The sequence below is a fragment of the Rathayibacter sp. VKM Ac-2927 genome (assembly GCF_022815525.1).
Lineage (GTDB): Bacteria > Actinomycetota > Actinomycetes > Actinomycetales > Microbacteriaceae > Rathayibacter > Rathayibacter festucae.
Map to the genome: position 1 here is coordinate 180764 of NZ_JALGRT010000001.1, position 26509 is coordinate 207272.

Sequence of the window (26509 nt, forward strand, 5' to 3'; positions counted from 1 at the left end):
AAAGGACGGTCGTGAAGCTCCTGCACACCTCCGACTGGCACATCGGCCGCACCTTCCACGGCCACTCGAGCGTCGCCGCGCTCGGCGTCGTGCTCGACGCACTCGTCGAGACGGTGCGCTCCGAGGCGGTCGACGTCGTCCTGATCTCCGGCGACGTCTTCGACTCCGCGGTGCCGGCGGCCGAGCACTACACCCTGCTCACCCGCACGCTCGAGGCGATCCGCGCGGCCGGCGCCGAGGTCGTGCTGACCAGCGGCAATCACGACTCCCCCGCCCGGCTGGGCTTCCAGGCCGGGCTGCTGCGCGGCTCCGGCGTGCACGTGCTCACCGATCCCGAGGCGTACGCCGAGCCGGTCGTCCTCCGCGACGGGAGCGGGCTCGAGGTCGGCTTCTACGGCATCCCCTACCTCGAGCCGGCCCTCTACCGGCACCGGCACCCGGAGGAGTCGCTCCGCCGGCACGAGGACGTCCTCGCCTTCGCGATGCGCCGCATCCGCGCGCACGCCGAGGCGGCCGGGCGGCGCTGGGTGGTGCTCGCGCACTGCTTCGCCGTCGGCGCCCCGGCCGGCACGGTCGAGCGCGACATCACGGCCGGCGGGATCGACTACGTCTCGGTCGACCACTTCGCCCCGGCCGACTACGCGGCACTCGGGCACATCCACGGGCGGGCGATCCTGCTGCCGAGCGTGCGCTACTCCGGCGCTCCGCTGCACTACTCGTTCGGCGAGGCCTCGAAGCCGCGCGGCGGCTGGCTGGTCGAGCTCGGCGCCGACGGGCTCGGCGAGGTGACCTGGTCGGCGCTGCCCGTGCCGCGGCGGCTGAGCGTGATCGAGGGTCGGCTGGACGAGCTGCTGAGCGACCCGTCGCTCGCCGAGTACGAGCCGGACTGGGTCTCGGCGGTGCTGACCGACGAGGTCCGCCCGCTCGACGCGATGGCGCGGCTGCAGTCCCGCTTCCCCGGCTGCGCGACACTCGAGCACCGGCCCCCGCACGCGGCGGTCGACGAGCGGCGCTACGCCGAGCGGATCCGCGGGCGCAGCGACGTCGAGGTGATCGACGACTTCCTCGCGCACGTCCGCGGTGGGCACGGCGCGAGCGAGACCGAGCGCGCGCTCGCGCTCGACGCGCTGGCGCAGGTCGACGCCGAGGCACTGCGGTGAGGATCCGCCGCCTCTCCTTCGCCGGTCTCGGCCCCTTCCGCGCGGAGCAGGAGATCGACTTCGACCGCCTGGAGGACGTCGGGATCTACCTGATCGCCGGACGCACCGGCGCCGGCAAGTCGACGATCCTCGACGCGATCAGCTTCGCGCTCTACGGCTCGGTGCCGCGCTTCGACGGCACGGCCTCGCGCCTGCGCAGCGACCACAGCGCCCCCGAGGACGAGACGTTCGCCGAGCTCGATTTCGAGGCGGCCGGCCGGCTCTACCGGGTCCGCCGCTCACCGGAGTACGAGCGGCCGGCCAAGCGCGGCGGCGGCACCACCCGGCAGGCGGCGAAGGTCGCGCTGCTCGAGCACATCGACGGCGAGTGGCGGGGTCTGTCCTCCAGCGCGCGCGAGACGGGGGCCGACATCGGCCGGATCGTCGGCCTGACCAAGGACCAGTTCCTCCAGGTCATCCTGCTGGCGCAGAACCGCTTCCACGAGTTCCTGCTCGCCAAGAACGACGACCGGCAGCGGCTGCTGCGCACCCTCTTCGCGACGGAGCGCTACGACCTGCTGCGCCGACGGCTCGTCGAGCAGCGGCAGGAGAGCGGAGCGGCGCTCGAGGAGGAGCGCGCGGCCGTGACGGCGTTGGCCGACGAGGCCGTCCGGCTCACCGGTGACGAGGAGACGGCGCCGACGCCGCCCGATGCGGAGTGGTTCCGCGCCCTGGTGACCCGGCTCGACGCTCCCCTCGCGCTCGCCCGCGACGAGGTGGCGGAGGCCGACGCCGCGTTCCGTGCGGCCGAGACCGCCCGGGACGAGACGCGGCTGGTGAAGCGGGCGCAGGACCGCCGCCGGAGCGCGCTGATCGAGGCCGAGGAGCTCGCGGTCGCGGAGTCGCTCGTCGTCCGGGAGCGCGAGCGGATCGAGCGGGCCCGACGGGCCGAGGGAGTGCTGCCGCTGCTGAAGGGCGCGCGCTCGGCGGCGGAGAGGTCTGCCGCCGCCGACCGGAGCCGCGAGAGCGCCGCCGTAGCCTTCACGGCCGCCTTCGACGAGCCCGCGGACCGGGCCGCCGCCGCCCGGGCCGCCGAGCGCCTCGCCGGAACGCTCGGCGCGCTGACCGATGCGCTGGCCGACGAGCGCGGCCTGCCCGAGGCGGTCCGCCGCGCCGAGCGGACCGTCACCGCACGCGAGCGGTCCACCGCCGCGCTGGCCGTCCTCGATCGCGACCTGCGGGCGCTGCCCGCCCTTCTCGACGCGCTCTCCGCGGAGGAGGACGCGCTCGCGCCGGACGCGACGGCGCTGCCGGCCCGCACCGAGGAGCTGGCCGCGCTCGAGCGCCGGATCCGCGCCGCCGCCGAGCGCGCGAGTGCCGCGACCGCGCTCGATCGCCTCCGCTCCGCCCACGCCGAGGCGGCCCGGGTGCACGGCGTCCACGCCGCCGAGCACGCCGAGCTGGTCGCCCGCCGCTTCGCGGGCTTCGCCGGCGAGCTGGCCGGAGCGCTCGCTCCCGGCGACCCCTGCCCCGTCTGCGGCTCCTGCGAGCACCCGCGCCCCGCCGAGCACGGCGAGCTGCCGCCCGTCGGCACCGGCGAGATCGAGAAGGCGCGCACCGCCGTCGACCGCGCCGCCGCCGCGATGGACGCCGCCCGCGAAGCCGAGAGCGCCGGCGCGCTCGCCCTGGCGGCCCTCGAGGAGCGGGCCGGCGCCACGACCGCCGAGGAGCTGCAGTCCGCCCGCGCCGAGGCCGAGATGCGGCTCACCGCGTCCCGGAGCGCCGCGACGCGGCTCGAGGAGCTGCGGCGCGAGCGGTCGGACCTCCGTCTCCGCAGTGACGACCTCGCGGCCGCCCTCGAGACCGCCCGCGCCGAGCACCAACGCCTCAGCTCCGACGCCGCCCTCGCCGCCGAGGCGCTGCGCCTCCTGCGCGAGCGGATCGACGCCCACCGCGACGGCGCGGCCAGCATCGCCGACCGCGTCGCGGCCCTCACCGCGCAGCGCCGCCTGGCCGACGCGCTCGTCGAGGCCGAGGACGCATCGACCACGCGCCGCGAGGCGGCCGAGGCCGCCGAGGTCCAGCTCGCCGAGGTGATCGCCGACCGCGGCTTCGCGAGCGCCGACGACGCCGAGTCCGCCGCCCTCACCTCGGGCGAGCGCGCCCGCGCCGAGGCCGTGGTCGCCGAGCACGAGCGCCGCCGCAGCTCCGTCGACTCGGTGCTGGCCGACCCCGAGCTCGCCGGCCTGCCGACCGCCCCCGTCGACCTCGCCGCCGCGGAGGAGGACGCGCGCGCCGCCTCCGCCCGCCGCGACGAGGCCCGCTCGCGGCACTCGGTGCTCGAGCACCGCGCCGCCCGGCTCGCCGAGCTGGCGGGCCGCGCCGAGGAGCGACTGGCGACTCTCGACGAGCGCCTGCGCCGGCACGAGGAGCTCCGCGCCCTCGCCGAGACGATCGACGGCCGCGGGCAGAACACCCGCCGGATGGACCTCGAGGCCTTCGCCCTCGCGGGCCGGCTCGAGGAGATCGTGGCCGCCGCGAATCTGCGGCTGAACGCGATGACCAGCGGCCGCTACGCGCTCGTGCACGACGACTCGCTCGCCTACCGCGGCGCCGCCTCCGGGCTCGGGATCGACGTGCTCGACGCCTTCACCGGCGCCCGCCGGCAGCCCGCGTCGCTCTCCGGCGGCGAGACGTTCCTCGCCTCGCTCGCCCTCGCCCTGGGCCTGGCCGACGTGGTCACGATGCAGTCCGGCGGCGTCTCGCTCGAGACGATGTTCATCGACGAGGGCTTCGGCTCGCTCGACGCCGAGACCCTCGAGACCGCGCTCGGCACCCTCGACGCGCTGCGCTCGGGCGGGCGCACGATCGGCCTCATCAGCCACGTCGACGCGATGCGCGAGCGGCTGCCGACCGGGCTCAAGGTCGTCGTCAGCGACCGCGGCGACAGCAGGATCCTCACGGCGTGACGGAGCGACCCGCTAGGGTCGTCGGCAGTGACACGGGGTGCCCACCAGGGCTGAGATGAGACCCGTCGAACCTGATCTAGTTCGTACTAGCGAAGGGATGTCGCGAATGAGCATTCGCACGCCTGCCCACCCGACCCTCCTCGACGGCCCGGCCGTCGCCCGAGACCTCGACGGGCTGCGGTCCGCCGTGCCGCTCGTCCAGTGCATCACCAACGCGGTGGTCACCGGCTTCACCGCCAACAGCCTGCTGGCGCTCGGCGCGAGCCCCGCGATGTGCGACCTGCCCGGCGAGGCCGGCGTCTTCGCCGGCCTCGCCTCCGCGACGCTGGTGAACCTCGGCACCCCGCACGCGGAGCAGCGCGACGGCGCCCGCGAGGCCGTCGCGGCGGCGAACGCGGCCGGCACACCCTGGGTGCTCGACCCGGTCGCCGTCGGCCCGCTGCCGGTGCGCACCGCGCTCGCGGCCGAGCTGCTCGACGCGCGACCCGCGATCATCCGCGGCAACGCCTCGGAGATCCTCGCCCTCGCCGGCCTCGGCGCCGGCGGTCGCGGAGTCGACGCGGTCGACGGCCCGGAGGAGGCGCTCGACGCCGCGACCGCGCTCGCCCGCCGCTGGGGGTCCGTCGTCGCCGTCTCCGGAGCCGTCGACGTCGTCACCGACGGCGAGCGCGTCGTCCGCGTCACGGGCGGGCACCCGCTGCTCACCCGCGTCACCGGCGGCGGCTGCGCGCTGGGCGCCGTGATGGCCGCCTTCCTCGGCGCCGGCGGCTCCGACCCGCTCGGCGCCGCGGTCGCCGCCTCCGTGGTCTGGGGCCTCGCCGCCGAGCAGTCCGCCGTCACCGCCGCCGGCCCCGGCTCGTTCGCGGTCGGCCTCCTCGACGCTCTCGCCGCACTCACTGCCGACGACGTCGAGAGCGGAGCGCGGATCGCATGATCGACCTCTCGCTCCAGCTCGTCACCGACACCCGCCTCTGCGGTCCGCGCGGAGTTCCGGCCGTCGTCGCCGCGGCCGTCGCCGGCGGCGTCCGCGGCGTCCAGGTCCGCGACCACGACGCGACCGCCGCCGAGCTCGTCGCCCTGACCTGCGCCGTCGCCGCCGTCCTCGACGAGCGCACGACCCTGCTGGTCGACGACCGCGTCGACGTCGTCCTCGCCGCCCGCCTGGCCGGAGCCCGGGTCGACGGCGTGCACGTCGGCCAGTCCGACCTGCCCGTCCTCGCCGCGCGCGGCATCCTCGGCGCCGACGCGGTGATCGGGCTGACGGCGAACACCCCGGCCCACCTCTCCGCCGCGCACGCCCTGCCCGCCGGCACCGTCGACTACCTCGGCGTCGGAGTGATCCGGGCGACGGCGACCAAGCCCGACCACCCGGTCCCACTCGGGATCGACGGCTTCGCCGCCCTCGCCGCCGCGACCACGCTCCCCTGCGTCGCCATCGGCGGCGTCACGGCCGGCGACGCCGCGGCCCTGCGCCGCGCCGGCGCGGCCGGTCTCGCGATCGTCTCCGCGATCTGCGCGGCCGACGATCCGGAGTCCGCGGCCCGCGCCTTCCGGGCGGAGTGGGACCGATGAGCGCCGCGCTCCCGCAGCCCCGGCCGATACCCCGCGTCCTCAGCATCGCCGGCACCGACCCGACCGGCGGCGCCGGCATCCAGGCCGACCTCAAGTCGATCGGCGCGCTCGGCGGCTACGGGATGGCCGTGGTCACCGCGCTCGTCGCGCAGAACACCCGCGGCGTGCGCTCGATCCACCTGCCGCCCGCCGCGTTCCTCCGCGAGCAGCTCGACGCGGTCAGCGACGACGTCGAGATCGACGCCGTGAAGATCGGCATGATCGCGAACGCCGAGCTGGGCGGGATCATCGCCGCCTGGCTGGACGACGTCCGCCCGCCGCTCGTCGTCGTCGACCCGGTGATGGTCGCCACCAGCGGCCACCGCCTGCTCGACCCCGAGGCGGAGGAGGCGGTCCGCGCGCTCGTCCGCCGTGCCGGCCTCGTCACGCCCAACCTCCCCGAGCTGGCCGTGCTCGCCGGAGCCGAGCCGGCCGCCGACTGGTCCGCCGCCCTCGAGCAGGCCCGCTCCGTGGCCCGGGATCTCGGCACCGCGGTCCTGGTGAAGGGCGGGCACCTCGACGGCCCGGCGACGCCCGACGCGATCGTCACCCCGGACGGCGGCGTGCGCGAGGTGCCGGGCGAGCGTGTCGCCACCCGCAACACCCACGGCACCGGCTGCTCGCTCTCCTCCGCGATGGCGACGCTCCTCGCCGGCGGCGGGACGACTCCGGACACGCTCACGCAGGCGCTGACCGAGGCGAAGGACTGGCTGAACGGCGCCCTCCGCGGCGCCGACGCGCTCCGTGTCGGCGAGGGCAACGGCCCGATCGACCACTTCCACCGGCTGCGCGCCCCGGCGTTCTGCGAGCGGATGTGGACCGGGACGGAGCAGCTCCGCGCCGAGATCGACGCGCTGCCGTTCGTCACGGCGCTCGGCAACGGCTCCCTCGACCGCGACGACTTCGAGTGGTACCTCGAGCAGGACGCGCTCTACCTCACCGAGTACGCCCGGGTCCTCGCGGTCGCGGCGCAGCTCGCGCCGAGCACCGCCGAGCAGATCTTCTGGGCGGAGTCCTCGGCCTCGGCTCTGGCGGCGGAGGCGCAGCTGCACCGCGACCGCCTCGGCGAGCGCACGGCGACGGCGTCCCCCGTCACCCGCGGCTACGTCGACCACCTGCTCGCGGTCGGCACGAGAGGGAGCTACGGCGAGATCGTCGCCGCACTGCTGCCCTGCTTCTGGCTCTACGCGGACATCGGCGAGCGCCTCGCCGCGGCGAACCGGCCCGGGCACCCCTACGCGGACTGGCTCGTCACCTACGCGGATCCTGCCTTCGCCGTCGCGACCGAGCGCGCGGTCGCGATCACCGAGGCGGCCGCCGCTCGCGGCACGAACGCGGAACGCGCCGCCATGGGCGACGCGTTCCTGCGCTCGAGCGTGTTCGAGCGCGACTTCTTCGCGGCTCCGCTCAGCCGATCGCCTCGCGGAGGACGTGCATGAGCGCGTCCAGCTGAACCGTGTCGGCCGAGGCGACCTCGGCGTCCGCGCCGTCGAGCGCGCGGGCGGCGAGGCCGGCCTTCGCGTCGATCAGCTCGGCGATCTTGGCGTCGATCGTGTGCGCCGCGATGATGCGCCAGGCCGTGACCGGCTCCTCCTGGCCGATGCGGTGCACCCGGTCGATCGCCTGCGTCTGCTCGGCCGAGGTCCAGGACAGCTCGGCCAGGACGACGTTGGACGAGGCCTGCAGGTTGACGCCGACGCCCGCCGCGGTGAGCGAGCAGACCGCGACCGAGACGTCGGGGTCCTCGTTGAACGCGTCGATCTGCGCCTGGCGGAACGTCGCCGACTGGTCCCCGCGGATCGAGACGGAGGTGAGATCGCGCTTCTCGAAGGTCTCCTCCGCCTGGTCCATCACGTCGATGTGCTTGGCGAAGAAGACCACCTTGCCGACCGAGCGGGCCAGCTGCGAGGCGTAGTCGGCGGCGAGCGCCGCCTTGGCCTGGCCGATCCGGCGCACCATCGTGAAGACGTTCTCGCCGGTCTTGGCCGACTTCGACTCCTCGAGCTCGCTCTGCGCGACGATGCGGACGAAGCGCTCGCGCTCGTCGTCGTCGAGCTCGTGCGTGATCGACGCGGTGACGGCCTTGTAGCGCTGCAGCATCCGGGCGCCGAGCTCGCGCTCCGCCTTCTGGATGGAGCGGCCGAGGTCGTCGTCCAGCTCGACCGGCAGGTCGACGATCCGCTTCGAGGGCAGGTCCGCGGCGACGTCGATCTTCTTCCGCCGGACGATGCCGAGGTCGATGACCGCCTCGCGCGCCTCCGGGTAGAAGCCGGTGTCCGCGGGGGTGAGCCCGGTGTCCTCGAGCAGGCTCATCAGCTCGGGGCCGGGCTTGGTCTCGTCGATCCAGCCGAGGAAGCGCCAGATCGCGCGGAAGTCGTCCACGTCGTTGATCAGCGGCGTTCCCGTGAGGGCGATCATCAGCGGGTCGTGGCCCGGCGTCGTCTCGCGGATCTTCGCGGCCAGCGCCAGCACGCTCTGCGAGCGCTGCGAGCGCAGGTTCTTGATGAAGTGCGCCTCGTCGACGACCATGCCGCGGAAGCCGAGGCTGCCGAGCCAGCCGATGTGCCGGTCGAGGATGTCGTAGTTGACGATCACGACGTCGGCGAACGCGTCGAGCGTGCCGCCGTCGCCGTGGATGACGGTCGCGCGGCGCTGAGGGGTCCAGCGCTCGACCTCGCGCGCCCAGTTCATCTTCACGACGTTGGGCACGACGGCGAGCAGCGGGTACGAGCCGGTGACGGAGGCGGCGAGGAGGCTCTGCGCCGTCTTGCCGAGACCCGGCTCGTCGGCGAGCAGGAAGCTGCGGTGACCCTCGCGCGCGCCCTCGATGAAGCGGGCCTGGTGCGGCATCAGATCGCGACCGCGGGGGGTGACCCGGTCGATCTTCGGCGGCTCGGGCAGCTCCATGCTGGCGGCGCGGCCGCCCGCGCCGTACTCGAAGGCCTTGAACAGCGGTCCGAGCAGCTCCCAGTCGTCGAGGCGACGACGGGCGGGGGTGGGCGCGCTGGCGATCGAGAAGTCCGGCGGGAGGAAGGGGTTGGCGAGCTGGCGCGCGCGCACCGACGGCGGCACGACCTGGTTGACCGGCACCTCCGGCTTGGGCTCCGGCTCGGTCACGATCAGCAGCTCGTCGGGGCTCAGCTCGGCGCCGGCCTCCAGCAGCCAGTCGCGGCGCAGCTTCTGCGCGGCCGCGGTGATGCCGGCCTCCGATTCGAGCAGGGCGATCAGGCTGGTGTCGCGCGCCGCGGTCTTCGCGAGGATCGTCGCGATGCCGTCGAGGCGCTTCATCTCCTCCGCGCGCTGCGAGTCGCTGAGCTCCGTGTCGGTTTTCACCCGCTTGCGCTCCTCGCGCATCAGCAGGGCGATCACCAGGAACTTCGTGCGGTTGGTGGGCCCGACCTTGCCGGTCTGGGCCTTGGCCTCGACCTCGCGCACGCGGCGGGCGAGGATCGGGATGATCCCGGAGTTGTCGACGCCGCGCGGACGCGAGCGCGGGCGGGTCCCCGGGCTCGCGCTCGTCGAACGACGCGACTGACCGGACTGACGCTGGCCGCTGCGAGCCATGCTCCTCCTCGACGTGGACGGGGGCGGAGGAGGGGTTCCCGCGCTCTGCCGTCGCATTGCACTGTGCGTGTCTTGCGTGCTGTGCGTGTCTTGCCTGCACTGCGGGTGTTGCACTGGCCGCGTCGCGTCGGGGACGAGACGGGCACCGATGCGCCCGGTGGCCGTCGGGAGCTCCGAGCAACGGGTCTGAGACCCGGTCGCAGCATCCCCGGCGTGCGGGTGCGCGTCGAGTCTACTCCTCAGCGCCGGATCGGCCGCACCCCACGCCTCCGGTCGCGTTCAGCGGCCTCGGGATCACTCGGCGACGCGCACCCGGATGATCAGGCCGGCGGCCACCACGACGCCGACCGCGGCCAGGTGCAGCGAGGACCAGACGGCGTCCGGGAACGAGAACGGCAAGACCGGGTTCCAGAGCACGACGATCGGGGCGAGCCCGATCAGCCAGTAGTACGCCTTCGCCTGGATCGCGAACCAGCCGATGACGGCCGCGAGGATCGCCACCGGGTACCGGACGAAGTCGTAGGCGTCGCCGCCGACCAGCGCGAGCCCCGCGAGCAGGATGATCGCCTCGAGGATCCCCGGCGCCAGCGCCATCCGCGCGCTCGAGCGGGACGGGTAGCGGGCGGTCGTGCCGCCGCGCGGGGGGCCGGACTTCTCAGCGTTCACCCGTCGATCGTACGGGGCGGTCCCGACCGCTCCGCTGTGGAACCCCGCACGGGCCCGTTCGGCTCCCGCCCCTCGCGCGAATCGACCCGAACCGGGCGCACGCCCGCGCACAGGCACCAGTGCACGTCCACTCGCAGAGCCGTGCCCCCGCGCCGTCACGAACGGACCCGGACCGGGTCCTGACTCACCCGCAGACCCCGACAGCTGTCCGTTCGGCCTCCTCGCCCCGAGCGAATCGACCCGGACGGGGCGCGAGTGCGCCCGCAGACCCCATCGAGGGTCGACTCGAACGAGCGCGGCCCCGTTCGTGAGCGAACGGACGCGAATCGGGTCCGGACAGGCCTGCACACCCCAGCACGCGTCCACTCGAGCGCCGCACACCGATCGAGACGACTCGAAACGGGCGCCGACGCGTTCACGGATCACAGTCCGCGTCGTCTCGCCGGCCGATACCCCCGCCGGGTATCGGCGCCCCGGCGTAAACTGGCCGGGTGATCGAGGATCTGAAGAAGCGCTCCCTGCACCGCGCCCGCATCCTGGCGGGCCAGATGCGCGGCCTCGAGAAGGCCATCGAGAACGAGGACTACTGCGTCGACATCGTCACGCAGTCGCTCGCCATCCAGAAGTCGCTCGGCTCGCTGAACAAGCTGATCGTCGAGAACCACCTGCGCACCCACGTCACCGCGATGTTCGACGAGGGCGGCGACGCGCGCGAGGCCGCCATCGCCGAGCTCGTGAAGATCTTCGAGCTGTCGAACAACCGCTCGTGACCGCGCTCACCGCCGTCCGCGGCGACATCACCCGCGAGCAGGTCGACGTGATCGTCAACGCCGCCAACTCGACGCTGCTCGGCGGCGGCGGGGTCGACGGGGCGATCCACCGCGCGGGCGGTCCCGAGATCCTCGAGGAGTGCCGGCGCCTCCGGGCGGGCGAGCTGCGCGACGGACTCCCCGCCGGCTCCGCGGTCGCGACCACCGCCGGCCGCCTGCCCGCCCGCTGGGTCGTGCACACCGTCGGCCCCGTCTACTCGCGGAGTGACGAGCGCTCGGCTGTCCTCGCCTCCGCCTACACCGAGTCGATCCGCGTCGCCCGCTCCCTCGGCGCGCGCACCGTCGCCTTCCCCGCCGTCTCCGCCGGCGTCTACGGCTGGCCGATGGCGAGCGCGGCCCGCATCGCCGTCGACTCCGTCCGGCTCACCGCCGCCGAGGACGGCCCGGGCACCCTCGACGAGGTCCGGTTCGTGCTCTTCTCGGACGACGCCCTCGCCGCCTTCCGCGAGGCCCTCGGCTAGCTCGCCGTCCCGGTCGCGGCGCTTGAGCCCGCGTCCGCTCCGGTACCGGAGTCCGTGCCCGAGTCCGTCCCGGTGCCGCTCCCCTGGCCGCCGAACGACCCGGGACCACCACCGCCGGGGAAGCCGCCGTCCGGCATCCCGCCTCGCTGCGACGGGTCGAATCCGCCGACGGCGGAGGACCCGACCGAGTTCCCGACGGCGTAGCCGATCCCGAAGCCGCCGCCCAGCAGCAGCAGACCGGCGAGGACGGCGAGCGCGATCCACCGGGCGCGGCGCCGTCGCCAGAGCGGCTGACGCGGCGGCACCGGCGCCGCCGCGCTCGGTGCCACGGTCCCCGCCGTCGGCGGCGGCCACTCCGCCGTCCCCGGTGCCTGATTCTCGATCGTGCTGCTCATGCTGCGCCTCCGGCTCTCGTCCGCACCCGGCCGGGTGCACGATCGACAGTGCCGCCACTGCCTATGACCCCGGCAAGAACCGCTGATCGATCCCCGAAGACCCGCATGAACGCGCAATCCGCCGTTCTCGACAACGAGAAAGGGGAGGGGACCACACGGTCCCACTCCCCTTCGCGGTGAGGCGCTACGCCGTCTTCGGCCGCGCGAACTCGTCGTACGGCAGCGTGATCGGCCGGGTGCGCGGCGGCATCCGCAGCACTGAGTCGAGGGCCGGCCCGAGGGCCTCGCGCCAGGCGCCGTAGCCGGCCTCGTTGAGGTGCAGGCCGTCGGGCGAGTACTGCTCGAGCAGGGCGCCGTCCTCGCCGGCGAGCACCGGCCAGAGGTCGAGGTAGCCGGCGTGCGCCGTGGGCGCGAACTGCCAGAGGTGGCGGTTGACCTCGCGGATCTGCGCGCCGAACTCGCGGGCGCGCGGCAGGATCGAGGTCACCAGGATCCGCACGTCCGGGAGGTCTCGGCGGAAGGTCGCGACGATGGTCTCGATGTTGCGCACGATGTGCTCGGTCGTGCGGTGGTAGGCCAGGTCGTTCGTCCCGACGAGCAGGACCACCGTGTCGGGCGCCGCCTCGACGAGCTCGGGCAGCCGCTCGACGACGTCGTCGCTGGTCGCTCCGCCGATGCCCTCGTCGACGACCGTCGACGCGGTCAACCACTCGTCCCAGGACCCGCCCTGGATGATGCTGTCGCCGATGAAGGCGACCTTTCCCAGCTGGAGATCGCGCCCCGCGTCCGTGTCCGATCGTTCGCTCATCGTGCTCCTCTCGTTCGCGTCCGAGGCGGCGTCGCCGCCCGCGGACCCCTCCATTGTCACCGCTGCGCCCCGCGCCCACCAGGGGAGCGCTCCTCGCCGGCGTCGGCGAGGTCGGTCGCGGTGGCCGTGATGCGGTTGGCCATCCCGTTGAAGATCACGCCGTGGAAGGGCAGCACGGCGAACCAGTAGAGCCGTCCGCCGAGCCCCTGCGGGAAGAAGACGGCGCGCTGGGTGTAGACCGAGCCGCCGTCCTCGCCGGGCTCCGCGCGCATCTCCAGCCAGGCGCCGCCGGGCACCTTCATCTCGGCGCGCAGGCGCAGCAGCGTCGGCCGCTCGATCGCCTCGACGCGCCAGAAGTCCAGGGCGTCGCCGGCGTGCAGCCGCTCGGAGTCGCGGCGCCCGCGCTGCAGGCCCACTCCCCCGACGAGCTTGTCCATCCAGCCGCGGATCGCCCAGGCCAGCGGGAAGGAGTACCAGCCGTTGGTGCCGCCGATGCCCTCGATGACCCGCCAGAGCTTCGCCGGGTCGGCGTCCGTCCGGCGCACCTTGAGGTCGACGTAGACCGTGTGGCCGGCCCACTCCGGGTCGCTCGGCAGCGGGTCGCTGGGGGCGCCGACGACCTCGGCGTTCTGCCAGCTGGTCTCGATCTCGCCCGCCTGCATCTTGCCGAGCGCGAGCCGGACCGAGCGGCGGTACGGCGTCAGTCCGCCCTCGGGGTCCGGGATCAACGCGCGGATGTCGTCCTCGCGCACCACGCAGTCGTACTGCAGCGAGGCGATGATCGGCACCGCGAGCGAGCGCGGGATCGGCGTCACCAGGTTGACCCACTGCGAGGCGAGCCACGGCGTGAACACCGGCAGTGACGCGATCGGCCGCTGCGCGAGCCCCGCCTCGACCGCGTAGCCGTTCATCATCTGGCCGTAGCGGAGGACGTCCGGCCCGCCGATGTCGAAGGTGCGGTTCAGCGTCGCGTCCTCGAGGGCGGCGGCGCCGAGCAGGTAGTGCAGCACGTCGCGGACGGCGATCGGCTGGATGAAGTTGCGGACCCACTGCGGCGCGGGCATGTACGGCAGCACGTCGGTGAGGTGGCGCACCATCTCGAACGAGGTCGAGCCGGAGCCGATGATGACGCCGGCCTGCAGCGCGATCGTCGGCACGCCCGAGGCCATCAGGATGCGGCCGACCTCGGCCCGCGAGCGCAGGTGCGGCGAGAGCTTCTCCACGTCCGGGTGCAGGCCGCCGAGGTAGACGATCCGGTCGACACCGGCCGCGAGCGCGGCCTCGGCGACGTTCCTGGCGGCGCCGCTCTCCACCTGCTCGAAGCGCGCGTGGTCGGCGCCCGAGCCCATCGAGTGCACGAGGTAGTAGAGGACGTCGACGCCCTCGAACGCGGCCGCCAGCGACTCCGGGTCGCTGAGATCGCCCTGCGCCACCTCGACGTCCTCGGCCCACGGGACCTCGGCGAGCTTCCGCGGGTCGCGGACCAGCACGCGGACCCGGTAGCCGGCCTCGAGCAGGCGCGGGGTGAGGCGGCCGCCGATGTAGCCGGTCGCTCCGGTGACGAGCGCCAGCGGGCGCGACGGGTCCGAGGGGCGCGACGGGGCGGGTGAGGATTCGCTCATGCGAGCCACGGTACGCCGCCGCCCCTGGGCGCTCTCCCGCTGGTGCGCCGCTCCGGCCACTGCTAGGACCGCCGGAGCCGCCCCGGCGGAGTCCGGAGGCGTCAGCCGGCCGGTCGCTCCGCGCCGAGGATCGTGCGGACCTTCTCGACGTCGTCGTTCATCTGCCGGATCAGCGGCTCGACGCCCTCGTAGGCCACCTGGCCGCGGATCCGCGAGACGAAGGCCACGTCGACGACGCGGTCGTAGAGGTCGATCGTCTCGTCCAGCAGGTAAGCCTCGACCTGCTTGGGCGGCACGCCGACGAAGGTCGGGTTGCTGCCGACCGAGATCGCGGCCGGGTAGCTGCGGCCCTCGGTGACGAAGCGGCCGGCGTAGACGCCGTCGGCGGGGATCAGCCCCTGCGACTCGGGCGAGAGGTTCGCGGTCGGGAAGCCGAGCTCGCGGCCGCGCTTGGCGCCGTGCACGACGACGCCGCGCACCACCGGCTCGTGGCCGAGCAGCCAGGTCGCGTGCTCGACGTCGCCCTCGGCGAGCAGCTCGCGGATCCAGGTGGAGGACACCCGGCGGCCGTGCTCCGGCCGCACGTCGTCGATCAGCTCGACCTCGAAGCCGTGGGTCTCCCCCAGCTCCCGCAGCATCGCGACGTCGCCGGCGCCGTGGGCACCGAAGCGGAAGTCGGAGCCGACCAGCACCACGCGCGCCTCCAGGGCGTCGACGAGCACCTGCTGCACGAACTCCTCGGGGGTGAGCGCGCGGAACCGCTCGTCGAACGCCAGGAGCAGCGTCGCGTCGATCCCCGTCCCGGCCAGCAGCTCGAGCTTCTGCTCGTTGCCGACCAGGGCCGGCGGGCACTTCTCCGGCGCGATGACGCTGAGCGGGTTGCGGTCGAAGGTGACGACGACCGCCGCGAGACCGCGCTCGCGGGCCCGCGCGTGCAGGGTGTCGATGACGGCCCGGTGGCCGGTGTGCACGCCGTCGAACTTGCCGATGGTGACCGCGGACGGGCCGATGCCGGTGAGGTCGGCGGGGCGCTGCTCGACGCGCATCAGGCCTGCGTCCCCGCGGAGGAGCGCCGGCCCTGCACCCGCAGCCACCAGAGCCCGAGCACCGGCAGCACCAGCGGGATGAGCAGGTAGCCCGCGCCGAACGCCGCCCAGACCGTCGACTGCCGGCCGAACGGATCCGCGCTCGAGAGCCCGAGCAGCTGCGGCGCCAGCACGCTGATCGCGCCGACGACGAGCACGCCCACCAGCTCGAAGGTGATCGTCACGAAGGCGATGCGCTGCCAGACCCGGCCGGGCGCCACGAGAGCGATGGTCGCGAGGATGTAGACGACGGCGGAGAGCGCCGAGAGTGAGAACGCGAGCGGCGCCTCGTCGAAGCGGTCGATGATCTGGAAGACCGAGCGACCCGTCGCGGCGAGCGCGAGGATGCCGTAGACGACCACGAGGAGGCTGCCGATCCCCCGGGACCGCGCCGAGCGGGCGGGACGCTGATCGGGGTTCGGCAGAGCTGGGTCCTGGGCCGCCCGTCCGGGCGCATCGCTGGGTTGGTTCGACATCGCAGGGTCAATGGTAGGCGCTCGCTGCGCCCTCTCCCCCTCGACCGGGGATCGGGAGCGTCAGGCGGCCTGGAAGAACCAGATCTGGTGCATCCGGTAGACCATCACGGCGATCGCGAGGCAGACGACGCCGAGGATGACCGTGCTCCACCGGCTGCGCTCGATCAGCGCCCAGAAGCCGGCGGCGAGCGGCAGGATCAGCGCCGAGACCAGGTAGATGTAGAACTCGGGCAGGCTGCCGGTGGGGCGGTTGCCGACCAGGGGCGAGACGATGGCGACGGCGAGCTGGACGATCAGCAGCAGCTCGACGATCGCGGTGGCGCCGACCGTGACGTCGGAGGGGCGCCGGCCGATCATGCCGAGCACCAGGCAGAGCAGGCCCGCCGCCACGGCGATGCCGACCTGGAGGGTGGTGAACCAGTCGATCACGACGTCGCCACCCGGAGCTCCTCGGTGGGGAAGTTGACGACGCTCTTCAGCGCGGCGCCGCGGCGCTCGGCGAGGCCGACCAGGCGCTCCCCCGGACCGACGGCCGCGAGCAGGCCCTTGGCTCCCGCGAACGCCTCGGGCACCGGGATCCGCTTGCCGTTCGCGAGGTCGACCGCCTCGCCGGCGTCCAGGTGCAGCAGCGGGAACAGCTCGCCCGCGACCGCGGTCGGCGTGAGCAGGGCGGCGGGGACGTCGAGCTCGTCGATGACGCCGGCCCCGGCGACTCGGAACGGGCCGACGGCGGTGCGGCGGAGCACGGTGAGGTGCCCGCCGACGCCGAGCGCGGCGCCGAGATCGCGCGCGAGTGCGCGGATGTAGGTGCCGGAGGAGCAGGTGACGCGGACGTCGAGGTCGAGGAAGCCGTCGGCCTCCCGGCGCTCGAGGACGTCGAAGGCGCTCACGGTGACGGGTCGCGCCGGAAGCACGACCTCCTCGCCGTCGCGCACCCGGGCGTAGGCGCGGCGACCGTCCACCTTGATGGCGCTGACGGCGCTCGGGATCTGCTCGATCGCGCCGGTGAGGGTCGCCACGACGGCGTCGACCGCCTCCGCGGTGAGCGCCGCCACCGCGCCGGGCTCGGCGGTCGTGAGCGTCTCGCCCTCGCGGTCGTCGGTGCTCGTCGCGGCGCCGAGGCGGATCGTCGCCTCGTACTCCTTGTCGAGACCGACCAGGTAGGTGAGGAGCCGGGTCGAGGGGCCGAGGCCCAGGATCATCAGCCCGGTCGCCATCGGATCGAGCGTCCCCGCGTGCCCGACCTTGCGCGTCCCGGCGCGGCGGCGGGTCCGCGAGACGAGGTCGTGGCTGGTGATCCCGCCCGGCTTGTCCAGCAGGAGGATCCCGTTCGGAGCCGCCGCAGAAGGGCTGGGAGTCTCGAGCACGGGTGCGAGGATACACGCGCAGTTCGGGAGTCGGCCCCGCGGAGCCCGCGCCCGGCACGGCCGCCGCCCGCCGCGGTTCTAGGCTGTCCGGATGAGGATCGCCGTACTCGGAGCGGGCGCCGTCGGCGGCACCGTCGCCGCCCTCCTGGACCGCGCAGGACACGACGTCGAGGTGACCGCCCGCGGCGAGAACCTCACGGCGATCCGGCGGCAGGGCCTCCGCCTCGACGGCGCCTGGGGCGAGCACACCGCCTGGGTCCGCTGCGGTGAGACCCTCGACCTCGTCCCCGATCTCGCCGTGCTCTGCACGAAGGCGCAGGACGCCGAGGACGCGCTCCGCGCCAACCGCCGCACGGTCGACGGCACGCTCCTCGTCGTGGTGCAGAACGGGCTCGACGGCCTGCAGGCCGCCGCCCGCCAGGTGCGCGACGCCCGCCTCGTCGGCGCCCTCGCGCTCTTCGCGGCCAGCCACCTCGAGCCCGGCCGCGTCACGGTGACCGCCCCGGCGACGACGACCCTCGGCGTGCCCGGCCGCCCCGCCGACGACGACGTCCGCCGGGCCGCCGCGATCCTCAGCGAGGCGGTGCCCACGGCCACCACCGACGACTTCCTCGGAGCGCAGTGGACGAAGCTGCTGATCAACGAGGTCAACGCGCTGCCCGCCATCACAGGGCTCTCCGTGCAGGAGACGATCGCGCACGCGGGCCTGCGCCGGCTGCTCGCGCGGGCGATGCGGGAGGCGGCGCGGACCGGCCTGGCCGCCGGCGTCCGCTTCGGCGCACTGCAGGGACTCTCCGACGCCCGGATCCGCGCGCTGGCGGCGGCGCCGCTGCCGGTGGTCGAGCTGCTGCCGAGGCGGATGGCGACCCGGATGGGCGACGTGCCGAACCCGGGCTCGACGCTGCAGAGCGTGCGGCGCGGAGTCCCGAGCGAGATCGACCATCTGGCCGGCGCCGTCGTCCGCACCGCCCACCGCCTCGGTCGCGAGGCGCCGGTCAACCAGCTGCTCGTCGAGCTCGTGCACGAGGTCGAGCGCTCGGGCGCGTTCCTGCCGGCGGACGACGTGGTGCGGCGGGCGTCCTCCGTCTAGCGGAGGAGACCGGGACGACTCAGCAGGAGTCGGCGAAGAGCCGGCGCGGGTGCTCCGGATCGCGGACGTCCACCAGGATCCCCGCGATCCGCTTCGGATCCGTGCTCGCCCGGTAGGCCTCGTCGACCGGCGGCTCCTGGGTGTCGAGCCGGATCGACGTGCTCCACGCTCCGCGGAGCTCGGGGCGCAGGGCGAACGGCCCGTCGACGAGCAGCACGGCGTCGCGTCCGGCGGTGCGCCAGCGCGCCTGCCGCGCCTCGTCGCGCACGCCGTCGTAACCGGCCAGGACGAAGCCGGTGCTCCCGCCCAGCTTGAACGGATCGAGCAGCACCCGGCGCAGCAGCTCGTAGTCGTAGCCCGCGAGGTAGGCGCGCTGCGCCTCCGGAATCGACGGATCATCCCGCTCGGCCCGCGGACGACGGAAGTCGGCGAGGTGCGCGACCACCGTGTCCCGGCCCGCCCGGCGCATCGCCTCGGCCAGCGCGAGCGCGAACTCACCGGACACCTCCGGGTCGTCGCCGTCGATCCCGACCGTCACGCGGCCGTGCCCGTAGTTGTGCAGCACCTCCGCCGCGAGAGCGTCGAGCACATCGGCCTTCTGCGGAGCCCACTTGGTCATTCGCCCACGATACGCGGCACGGCCTAGGGTGACCTGATGCCCACCGGATCGACGCCCGCCGGATCGACGCCCGCCGAACCGGTGCCCGTCGCACCGATGTCCGCGCTCTCCGCCGCGATCGTCGACTGGTTCCGCGAGAACGCCCGCGACCTGCCTTGGCGCCGCGAGGGCTTCCCCGCCTGGGGCACGCTGGTCAGCGAGTTCATGCTCCAGCAGACGCCGGTCGTCCGAGTGATCCCGCGGCTCGCCGAGTGGCTCGAGCGCTGGCCGACCCCGGCCGATCTGGCGGCCGTCCCTCCGGGCGAGGCGGTGCGCGCCTGGCAGTCGCTCGGCTACCCGCGCCGCGCGCTGCGCCTGCACGCCTGCGCCGTCGCCATCACCGAGCAGCACTGCGGTGTCGTCCCGCACGACGTCGAGACGCTCCTCGCCCTCCCCGGCATCGGCGACTACACCGCACGCGCGATCGCCGTCTTCTCCTTCGGCCACCGCCACCCCGTCGTCGACACCAACGTCCGGCGCGTGATCGCCCGGGCGGTCGACGGCGCGGCCGAGCCCGGCCCGCCGCGCGCGAAGGCCGACCTCGCCGCGATGGAGGCGCTCCTCCCCGACGACCTCGCCGACGCCGCCGCCTTCAACGCGGGCGCGATGGAGCTCGGCGCGATCGTCTGCACCGCGCGCGCTCCCCGCTGCGACGCCTGCCCGATCCGCGACGCCTGCGCCTGGCGGGCCGCCGGCTACCCGGCCTACGACGGCCCGGTCAAGGCGCGGCAGAAGAAGTACGAGGGCTCCGACCGGCAGGTCCGCGGCCTGATCCTCGCCGAGCTGCGCGCCGCACACGGCCCGGTGACCGCGGCCGAGATCGCCACGCTCTGGCCGGACGCCGAGCAGCGCGACCGCGCCCTGGCCGGCCTCCTCGCCGACGGCCTCGCCACGGGCACGCCGGACGACGGCTACCTGCTCCCCCACTCCTGAGCGGCGCTCCGGTGTCGGACGAGGCGGGTAGCGTGACGCCGTGACCGGTCGCCGACTCCGACTCCCCCGCCCCGACGCCGAGCTCGACAGCGCGCTCGCCGCCGTCCGCACCGCGAACGACCTGCCGGGCGCCTTCCCGCCCGAGGCCCTCGCCGAGGCCGAGCAGGCCGACCGCACCGCCGACGACGCGGGCCGGATCGACCTCACGGGCGTCCCCTTCGTCACCATCGACCCGCCCGGCTCCCTCGACCTCGACCAGGCCGTGCACCTCGAGCGGCGGTCCTCCGGAGTCGTGCTCCGCTACGCCATCGCCGACGTGCCGGCCGTCGTCCGCCCCGGCGGCGCCCTCGACGCCGAGACCCGCCATCGCGGCCAGACCTACTACCTCCCCGACGGCCGCGTACCGCTGCACCCGCCCGTCCTCTCCGAGGGCACCGCCTCGCTCCTCCCCGACCTCGAGCGCCGCGCCCTGGTCTGGACCCTCGAGCTCGACGACAGCGCCGAGCCGACAGCCGTCCGCCTCGAGCGCGCCCTCGTCCGCAGCACCGCCCGGCTCGACTACGACGGCGTCCAGCGCAGCGTCGACGCCGGCGAGCCGCACCCCTCGATCGCGCTGCTCCCCTGGTTCGGCACCGAGCGCCAGGCCCGCGAGGCCGAGCGCGGCGGAGCGAGCCTCGCCCTCCCCGACGAGGAGATCGTCGCAATCGACGGCGGCTACCGGATCGAGCGCCGAGCACCCCTCGCGTCCGAGGGCTGGAACGCCCAGGTCTCGCTGCTCACCGGCATGGCGGCCGCCACGATGATGCTCGACGCGGGGGTCGGCATCCTCCGCACCATGCCCGCGGCCGACGAGGACACCGTCGCCGCCTTCCGCGCCCGCACCGAGGCTCTCGGCGTCCCCTGGGGCACCGACGAGCAGTACGGCGCCTACCTCCGCCGCCTCGACACCGCCGACCCCGCCCAGCTCGCGATCATGTCGGCCGCGGCGACGCTCTTCCGCGGCGCCGGCTACACCGCCTTCGACGGCGCCGCCCTCGAGCAGCCCGAGCAGTCCGCCCTCGCCGCCCCGTACGCGCACGTCACGGCCCCGCTCCGCCGCCTGGTCGACCGCTTCGGCCTGGCCACCTGCCTCGCGATCTCGACCGGAGCGGAGCTCCCCGCCTGGCTCCGCACGGCCCTGCCCGAGCTGCCCGCCCTGATGACCGCGAGCGACCGCCGCTCCGGAGCCGCCTCCCGCGCGGCCACCGCCGTCGTCGAGGCCGCGATCCTCCGCGGCCGCGAGGGCGCCTCCTTCGAGGGCGTCGTCGTCTCCTCCGCGAGGACCCGCTCGCAGGTCCAGCTGCTCGACCCGGAGATAACCGTCGACGTCCCGGTGCCGCAGACGCCGGGAGCCCGTGTCGTCGTCGTCCTGGAATCGGTCGACGTCGCCACGGGCTCCGCGGTGTTCAGGCCTGCTGCCTAGTCCTCGTCCTCGTCCTCGCGCGGCTTCACGTAGGGGTCCGCGTCGCCGGCGTAGTCCGCCTTCGCGGCGAGCGACTGCACCTGGGAGTCCTGGTTGCGCGCCGTCGCGAGGAGGTCCTCGATGTGCTTCGCGTTCTCCGGGATCGCGTCGAGGATGAACTCGAGCGACGGCGTCAGCCGCGCCGTGATGTTCTTGCCGACCTCCGTGCGGAGCATGCCGGTCGCCGCCTTCAGGGCGAGCGCCGAGTCGGCGCGCTCCTCGTCGGTGCCGTAGACCGTGTAGAACACGGAGGCGTGCTGCAGGTCACCGGTCACCTGCACGTCGGTGATGGTGACGAAGCCGAGTCGGGGGTCGCGGAGTCCGCGCTCGAGCCGCTTGGCGACGATCACCTGAATCCGTTCGGCGAGCTTCCTCGCCCGTGCCGGATCTGCCATGGCTGGTCCTCATCTCTCTCGACGAACCGTTCGGCTCGCCATCTAACCACTCCCCGGCAGTCCTGCCGGTCGTCTTGCTGGGGGCTTGCCCTCGCGAGCTCACCCCAGGTCTTCGTGCTGGCTGCAGCGCGGCTGCGCCGGCGCGGGTGGGGTGCCTCGCCGCGGCTCCTTCCCGCGCGGCTGCGCCGCGCCCGCCAGACCCGAGCCAGGAGCCGCGACGAGACACCCCACCCGCACCTCCCGTCAATACAGGCGAAAGTACGTACTCCCGGTCCCCCTCCCGCGCAGGCGCCCCACCCCACGTGCTGGTGCAGGTACCCGACGCGACATACCTCGAAGACCGGGCCCCCTCTGCACGTGCTGGCGAGTCGATCCTCCCGATCCCTCGTCAGACCTCCAGCCCCAAAGGGCAGGGCCCCTGGAACGCCGGAAGGCCCGGGCGGACCCGGGCCTTCCAGTGAGTATTCAGGGTCAGCCTCGCGGCTTCTCCTTCATCTCGATCGTCTCGATCTCGTCGCCGATCTGGATGTCGTTGTACTTGCCGAGACCGATACCGGCTTCGTAGTCCGTACGGACCTCCGTGACGTCGTCCTTGAAGCGACGCAGCGACTCGATGGCGAGGTTGTCCCCGACGACGACGCCGTCGCGGATGACGCGCGCCTTCGAGTTGCGGGTGATCGTGCCGGAGCGGACGATGACACCCGCGATGTTGCCGACCTTAGAGGAGCGGAACACCTCGCGGATCTCGGCGACACCGGACTGGACCTCCTCGTACTCGGGCTTGAGCATGCCCGTGAGCGAGTTCTCGACCTCTTCGATCGCGTTGTAGATGACCGAGTAGAAGCGGATGTCCACTCCCTCTCGAGCAGCGCGCTCGCGGGCCTTCGGGTCGGGGCGGACGTTGAAGCCCACGATGATCGCGTTGTCGATCGTCGCGAGGTTGACGTCCGACTCCGTGATCGCACCGACACCGCGGTGGATGATGCGCAGCTGCACCGAGTCGTCGACCTCGATCTTGACGAGCGACTCCTCCAGCGCCTCGACGGCACCGGACACGTCGCCCTTGATGATGAGGTTGAGCGACTCGACCTTGCCCTCCTCGAGAGCACGGGTGAAGTCCTCGAGCGAGATGCGCTTGCGGGCCTTGGCCAGCAGGGCGTTGCGCTGAGCGGCTTCGCGCTTCTCGGCGATCTGGCGGGCGGTGCGGTCCTCCTCGGTGACGAGGAAGGTGTCGCCGGCGCGGGGCACGGACGAGAGTCCCTGCACCTGCACCGGTCGCGACGGCACGGCCTCGAGCACGGCGACGCCGTTCTCGTCGGCCATCGCACGGACGCGGCCGTAGGCCGTTCCCGCGACGATCGCGTCGCCGACGCGCAGCGTTCCCGACTGGATGAGGACCGTCGCGACGGCACCGCGTCCCTTGTCGAGCTTGGCCTCGATCGCGACTCCGCGGGCCTCCTTGTCGGGGTTGGCGCGCAGGTCGAGACCGGCGTCCGCGGTGAGCAGCACGGCGTCCAGGAGGTCCTGGATGCCGGTGTTGGCGCGGGCCGACACGTCGACGAACATGACGTCTCCGCCGTACTCCTCGGCGACGAGGCCGAACTCGGTCAGCTGCTGGCGCACCTTGGCCGGGTTGGCGTCGGGCTTGTCCACCTTGTTGACCGCGACCACGATCGGCACGTTGGCCGCCTGGGCGTGGTTCAGCGCCTCGATGGTCTGCGGCATGATGCCGTCGTCCGCCGCGACCACGAGGATCGCGATGTCCGTGACCTGGGCACCGCGGGCTCGCATGGCGGTGAACGCCTCGTGACCCGGGGTGTCGATGAAGGTGATCGGGCGCTCGATGCCCTCGTGCTCCGCGACGACCTGGTACGCACCGATGTGCTGCGTGATGCCGCCCGCCTCGCCGGCGACGACGTTGGCGTTGCGGATCGCGTCAAGCAGGCGCGTCTTTCCGTGGTCGACGTGACCCATGACGGTGACGACGGGGGGACGGATCTGGAGGTCCTCGTCCGTCTCGTCCTCGAGCTCCTGCTCGAGGTCGAGGCCGAAGCCCTCGAGGAGCTCCTTGTCCTCGTCCTCGGGCGAGACGACCTGGATCTTGAAGCCGAGCTCACCGCCGAGCACCTCGAAGGTGGCCTCGTCGAGCGACTCGGTCGCCGTCGCCATCTCGCCGAGGGCGAAGAGGACGGTGACCAGGTTGCCGGGGGGCACCGGCACGCCGGTCATGGCCTCGATCTTGTCGGCGAAGTCCGAGATCGACGCGCCGCGGCGCAGACGGATGACCGTCTTGCCGTCGCCGCGGGGGACGCTGACGCCGCCGAGCGACGGGGCCTCCCTGAGCTCGAACTCCTGACGCTTCGTGCGCTTCGACTTGCGGGCCTTGCTCTTGCCGCCACCGCGACCGAAGGCACCCGCGGTGCCACCGCCGGGGCCGCGACCGCGACCGCCGCCGCCACCGGGACGAGGGGCGAAGCCGCCACCCGCTCCGGGAGCGCCGCCGGGACGCTGGAAGCCGCCGCCGGCCGGACGGCCGGGGCCGCCGGGACGACCCGCTCCGCCACCGGGACCGCCGGGACGCTGGCCGAAGCCGGCGGGGCGCTGGCCCATGCCGGGTCCACCGGGTCGGGGCGCTCCGGGGCGGGGAGCCGCGGGACGGGGGATGTTGCTGGGCGTCGGGCGCGAGCCCATGCCCTGCGAGCTGGCGAACGGGTTGTTGCCCGGGCGCGGGGGCGTCGCGGGACGCTGGCCCATGCCCTGGTTGCTCGCGAAGGGGTTGTTGCCCGGACGCGGGGCGCCACCGGGACGGCTGGAGCCGCCGGGAGCGGAGCTGCTGCCGCCGGACTTCGGCGGGGCTGCCGCCGGGGCCGGACGCGGGGTCGCCGGCTTCGGTCCGCCGGGGGTGGCGGGCGAGGCGGCGGGGGTCGCTGCAGCGGGCTTCTCGGCCGCGGGCGCCGGAGCGGCGGCCTCGGTCGGAGCCGGAGCGGCGGGGGCGTTCGCAGCGGCCTGGGCGCGAGCCGCGGCCGCGGCCTCCTGGGCGGCCTGAGCGGCCGCCTGACGCTCGGCGACCGACATCGGCGGAGCCGGCGCCGGAGCGGGCGGCTTGGCCGGGCCGGGCATCGGCGCGGAGGGGCGGGCACCCGAGGGACGGGGAGCCCCGGGCCGGGCGGTGCCGGCGGCGGGCGCCGACGGGGTCGACGATGCACCCGTGCTCGCGCTGCCCTGGAGGGCCTGGCGGAGCTTGCGGGCGACGGGGGGTTCGATGCTGGAGGACGGTCCCTTGACGAACTCGCCCAATTCTTTCAACTTCGCAAGTGCGACCTTGCTGTCGACGCCGAGTTCGGCGGCGATCTCGTGCACGCGTGGTTTAGCCACTTCTCTCCTGTCTCGGACCTGCGCCCAAGACGGGGCAGGCCATCACAAACGGACGGATCTCATTTCGAGCCGCTCATCAGTCGTTGCTCATGATCAGTTCACGGGCCGTTCTGCCTGTTCTCTCTGCGGTGTGATCGTTCGCCTGGCCGGTTCCTCAGGGTGAGGAGCCGAGCCGGTCAGGTCACGGGTGACGTACTGCTCCACGGCGCTCGCGTCCACGCTCTCGCGCGTCCGGAACGCCCTGCTGAACGCGCGGCGCTTCACCGCGAGCTCGTAGCAGTCGTACGCGTCGTGCAGCCACGCTCCCCGCCCAGCACGGACACCCCGCGGATCTACCACGAGGACGTTCGAGGGGAGGACGAGCCTCAGAAGTGAGGCCCTTGGGGCGCGCAGACGGCAGCCGACGCACGTTCTGACGGGTTCCACTGTACTCCCTCGTTCCCGGGAGCGCCTCCCCGCACCGCCGACAGCGGGGATCACTCCCCGTCCATCACCGAATCGGGCTGGATGTCGATCTTGGCGCCGGTGAGCTTGGCGGCGAGTCGGGCGTTCTGGCCCTCCTTGCCGATCGCGAGCGAGAGCTGGTAGTCCGGCACGAGGGCGCGGACGGCCTTGAGGCTCTGGTCGATCACGAAGGCGCTGGTCACCTTGGCGGGCGAGAGCGCGCTGGCGACGAAGGTCGGCAGGTCGGAGGAGTAGTCGACGATGTCGATCTTCTCGTTGTTGAGCTCCGCGGTCACCGCGCGCACGCGCTGGCCGAGCTCGCCGATGCACGCGCCCTTGGCGTTGACGCCCGGCTCGGTCGCCCGCACGGCGATCTTGGTGCGGTGGCCGGCCTCGCGGGCGAGCGAGACGATCTCGACGACGCCGGACGCGATCTCCGGGACCTCGAGGGCGAAGAGCTTGCGGACGAGCGACGGGTGCGTCCGCGAGACCTGGACCGACGGGCCCTTGGGGCCGCGGCTGACGCTCGTCACGTAGACGCGGATGCGGCGGCCGTGGCTGTAGTCCTCGCCGGGCACCTGCTCCTCGGGCGAGAGGATCGCCTCGATCGAGCCGAGGTCGACGTGGATCATCTTCGGGTTGGGGCCCTGCTGGATGACGCCGGCGACGATGTCGCCCTCACGGCCCTTGAACTCGCCGAGGACCTTCTCGTCGCCGATGTCGCGCAGCCGCTGGTTGATGACCTGCTTGGCGGCGAAGGCCGCGATGCGGCCGAAGTCGCGCGGCGAGTCCTCGGACTCGCCGACGACGGCGCCCTCCTCGTCGATCTCGGGCACGAACACGCTGACGTGCCCGGTCTTGCGGTCGAGGTGCACGCGGGCGTCCACGGCGGTGGCCTTGTCGGCGTCGTCCGCCTGGCCGATGTGCTTGAGGTAGGCGGTGAGGATCGCCTGCTCGATGATCTGCACGAGTTCCTCGAAGGGGATCTCGCGCTCGCGCTCCAGCAGGCGAAGAACGCTCAGGTCGATGTCCATGGGCGGGCCTTTCTCTCTATTCACTTGGGGCGTGGCGGCGCAGCGCGACCACGTCGAAAACCGGTCCGACGCCGGCGGTGCCACGG

The 26509-nt window shown here is 73.8% G+C and carries 24 protein-coding genes and 1 riboswitch; of the genes, 10 read left to right on the top strand and 14 right to left on the bottom strand.

Going from position 1 to position 26509, the window contains the following annotated elements; genetic code table 11:
• Positions 1-11: 11 nt before the first annotated feature.
• From MT353_RS00890 to thiD, 5 genes are all read left to right on the top strand, one after another.
• Entirely contained in the window at positions 12-1160 is a 1149-nt protein-coding gene (locus MT353_RS00890; RefSeq protein WP_243623381.1) for an exonuclease SbcCD subunit D, read from the top strand.
• Positions 1157-4108, top strand: coding sequence for an AAA family ATPase (locus tag MT353_RS21820; protein ID WP_243623383.1), 2952 nt, complete (start codon positions 1157-1159; stop codon positions 4106-4108). Before MT353_RS00890 ends, MT353_RS21820 begins: the two co-directional genes overlap by 4 nt.
• Positions 4109-4131: 23 nt before the next feature.
• Positions 4132-4223: riboswitch (TPP riboswitch) on the top strand.
• Positions 4215-5042, top strand: a complete 828-nt coding sequence (gene thiM, locus MT353_RS00900; protein WP_243623384.1) for a hydroxyethylthiazole kinase — start codon at positions 4215-4217, stop codon at positions 5040-5042. It overlaps the preceding riboswitch by 9 nt.
• Complete coding sequence (gene thiE / locus MT353_RS00905; RefSeq protein ID WP_243623385.1) at positions 5039-5680, top strand: thiamine phosphate synthase; 642 nt, start codon at positions 5039-5041, stop codon at positions 5678-5680. The genes thiM and thiE overlap by 4 nt, the downstream gene beginning before the upstream one ends.
• A complete protein-coding gene (thiD, locus tag MT353_RS00910) occupies positions 5677-7158 on the top strand; it encodes a bifunctional hydroxymethylpyrimidine kinase/phosphomethylpyrimidine kinase (protein WP_243623386.1) in 1482 nt (493 codons plus the stop codon). Before thiE ends, thiD begins: the two co-directional genes overlap by 4 nt.
• On the opposite strand, the gene MT353_RS00915 is transcribed toward thiD, so the two are convergent.
• Both MT353_RS00915 and MT353_RS00920 read right to left on the bottom strand, forming a co-directional pair.
• Positions 7127-9283, bottom strand: coding sequence for a DEAD/DEAH box helicase (locus MT353_RS00915; protein WP_243623387.1), 2157 nt, complete (start codon positions 9281-9283; stop codon positions 7127-7129). The genes thiD and MT353_RS00915 overlap by 32 nt on opposite strands.
• Positions 9284-9577: 294 nt before the next feature.
• Complete coding sequence (locus MT353_RS00920) at positions 9578-9949, bottom strand: DUF6804 family protein (RefSeq protein WP_243623389.1); 372 nt, start codon at positions 9947-9949, stop codon at positions 9578-9580.
• A gap of 491 nt (positions 9950-10440) precedes the next feature.
• On the opposite strand from MT353_RS00920, the gene MT353_RS00925 reads away from it, so the two are divergent.
• Together MT353_RS00925 and MT353_RS00930 are read left to right on the top strand one after the other, a co-directional pair.
• Positions 10441-10719: a metal-sensitive transcriptional regulator gene (locus MT353_RS00925; protein ID WP_123445545.1), complete on the top strand. Its 279-nt coding sequence runs from the start codon at positions 10441-10443 to the stop codon at positions 10717-10719.
• Positions 10716-11240: an O-acetyl-ADP-ribose deacetylase gene (locus MT353_RS00930; RefSeq protein WP_243623390.1), complete on the top strand. Its 525-nt coding sequence runs from the start codon at positions 10716-10718 to the stop codon at positions 11238-11240. The genes MT353_RS00925 and MT353_RS00930 overlap by 4 nt, the downstream gene beginning before the upstream one ends.
• On the opposite strand, the gene MT353_RS00935 is transcribed toward MT353_RS00930, so the two are convergent.
• From MT353_RS00935 to truB, 7 genes are all read right to left on the bottom strand, one after another.
• Complete coding sequence (locus tag MT353_RS00935) at positions 11237-11635, bottom strand: hypothetical protein (protein ID WP_243623391.1); 399 nt, start codon at positions 11633-11635, stop codon at positions 11237-11239. The genes MT353_RS00930 and MT353_RS00935 overlap by 4 nt on opposite strands.
• A gap of 184 nt (positions 11636-11819) precedes the next feature.
• Entirely contained in the window at positions 11820-12443 is a 624-nt protein-coding gene (locus MT353_RS00940) for a GDSL-type esterase/lipase family protein (RefSeq protein WP_123445987.1), read from the bottom strand.
• Between the two features lie 56 nt (positions 12444-12499).
• Positions 12500-14065, bottom strand: coding sequence for an SDR family oxidoreductase (locus MT353_RS00945; RefSeq protein WP_243623392.1), 1566 nt, complete (start codon positions 14063-14065; stop codon positions 12500-12502).
• 101 nt (positions 14066-14166) lie between these two features.
• Positions 14167-15111 (bottom strand): bifunctional riboflavin kinase/FAD synthetase, encoded by a 945-nt coding sequence (locus MT353_RS00950; RefSeq protein ID WP_123445541.1) that lies wholly within the window; start codon positions 15109-15111, stop codon positions 14167-14169.
• Entirely contained in the window at positions 15111-15626 is a 516-nt protein-coding gene (locus MT353_RS00955; RefSeq protein ID WP_243623394.1) for a hypothetical protein, read from the bottom strand. The genes MT353_RS00950 and MT353_RS00955 overlap by 1 nt, the downstream gene beginning before the upstream one ends.
• A gap of 60 nt (positions 15627-15686) precedes the next feature.
• Positions 15687-16055, bottom strand: coding sequence for a hypothetical protein (locus MT353_RS00960; RefSeq protein WP_123702964.1), 369 nt, complete (start codon positions 16053-16055; stop codon positions 15687-15689).
• Positions 16052-16993, bottom strand: a complete 942-nt coding sequence (truB, locus tag MT353_RS00965; RefSeq protein WP_243581831.1) for a tRNA pseudouridine(55) synthase TruB — start codon at positions 16991-16993, stop codon at positions 16052-16054. Before truB ends, MT353_RS00960 begins: the two co-directional genes overlap by 4 nt.
• A 91-nt stretch (positions 16994-17084) precedes the next feature.
• Here truB and MT353_RS00970 point away from each other — a divergent pair, with 91 nt between their 5' ends.
• Positions 17085-18083 (top strand): ketopantoate reductase family protein, encoded by a 999-nt coding sequence (locus tag MT353_RS00970; protein WP_243623395.1) that lies wholly within the window; start codon positions 17085-17087, stop codon positions 18081-18083.
• 19 nt (positions 18084-18102) lie between these two features.
• Here the strand turns inward: MT353_RS00970 and MT353_RS00975 are convergent, their stop codons facing one another.
• The gene (locus MT353_RS00975) at positions 18103-18702 is read right to left on the bottom strand and encodes a hypothetical protein (RefSeq protein WP_243623396.1); all 600 of its coding nucleotides are present in this window, start codon (positions 18700-18702) and stop codon (positions 18103-18105) included.
• Between the two features lie 96 nt (positions 18703-18798).
• Here MT353_RS00975 and MT353_RS00980 point away from each other — a divergent pair, with 96 nt between their 5' ends.
• Together MT353_RS00980 and MT353_RS00985 are read left to right on the top strand one after the other, a co-directional pair.
• On the top strand, positions 18799-19674 hold the full coding sequence (locus tag MT353_RS00980; protein ID WP_243623758.1) for an A/G-specific adenine glycosylase: 876 nt from the start codon (positions 18799-18801) through the stop codon (positions 19672-19674).
• A 40-nt stretch (positions 19675-19714) separates the two neighbouring features.
• The gene (locus MT353_RS00985; protein WP_243623397.1) at positions 19715-21136 is read left to right on the top strand and encodes a ribonuclease catalytic domain-containing protein; all 1422 of its coding nucleotides are present in this window, start codon (positions 19715-19717) and stop codon (positions 21134-21136) included.
• Here the strand turns inward: MT353_RS00985 and rbfA are convergent.
• The 4 genes from rbfA to nusA all read right to left on the bottom strand — a co-directional run bounded on the left by rbfA (position 21133) and on the right by nusA (position 26423).
• Entirely contained in the window at positions 21133-21570 is a 438-nt protein-coding gene (rbfA, locus tag MT353_RS00990) for a 30S ribosome-binding factor RbfA (RefSeq protein ID WP_243623399.1), read from the bottom strand. The two genes, MT353_RS00985 and rbfA, sit on opposite strands and share 4 nt — an antisense overlap.
• Positions 21571-22041: 471 nt before the next feature.
• Positions 22042-24945, bottom strand: coding sequence for a translation initiation factor IF-2 (infB, locus tag MT353_RS00995; protein WP_127886217.1), 2904 nt, complete (start codon positions 24943-24945; stop codon positions 22042-22044).
• 93 nt (positions 24946-25038) lie between these two features.
• Complete coding sequence (locus MT353_RS01000) at positions 25039-25425, bottom strand: YlxR family protein (protein ID WP_308197497.1); 387 nt, start codon at positions 25423-25425, stop codon at positions 25039-25041.
• Positions 25422-26423: a transcription termination factor NusA gene (gene nusA / locus MT353_RS01005; protein ID WP_123445531.1), complete on the bottom strand. Its 1002-nt coding sequence runs from the start codon at positions 26421-26423 to the stop codon at positions 25422-25424. The genes MT353_RS01000 and nusA overlap by 4 nt, the downstream gene beginning before the upstream one ends.
• Positions 26424-26509 lie beyond the last annotated feature (86 nt).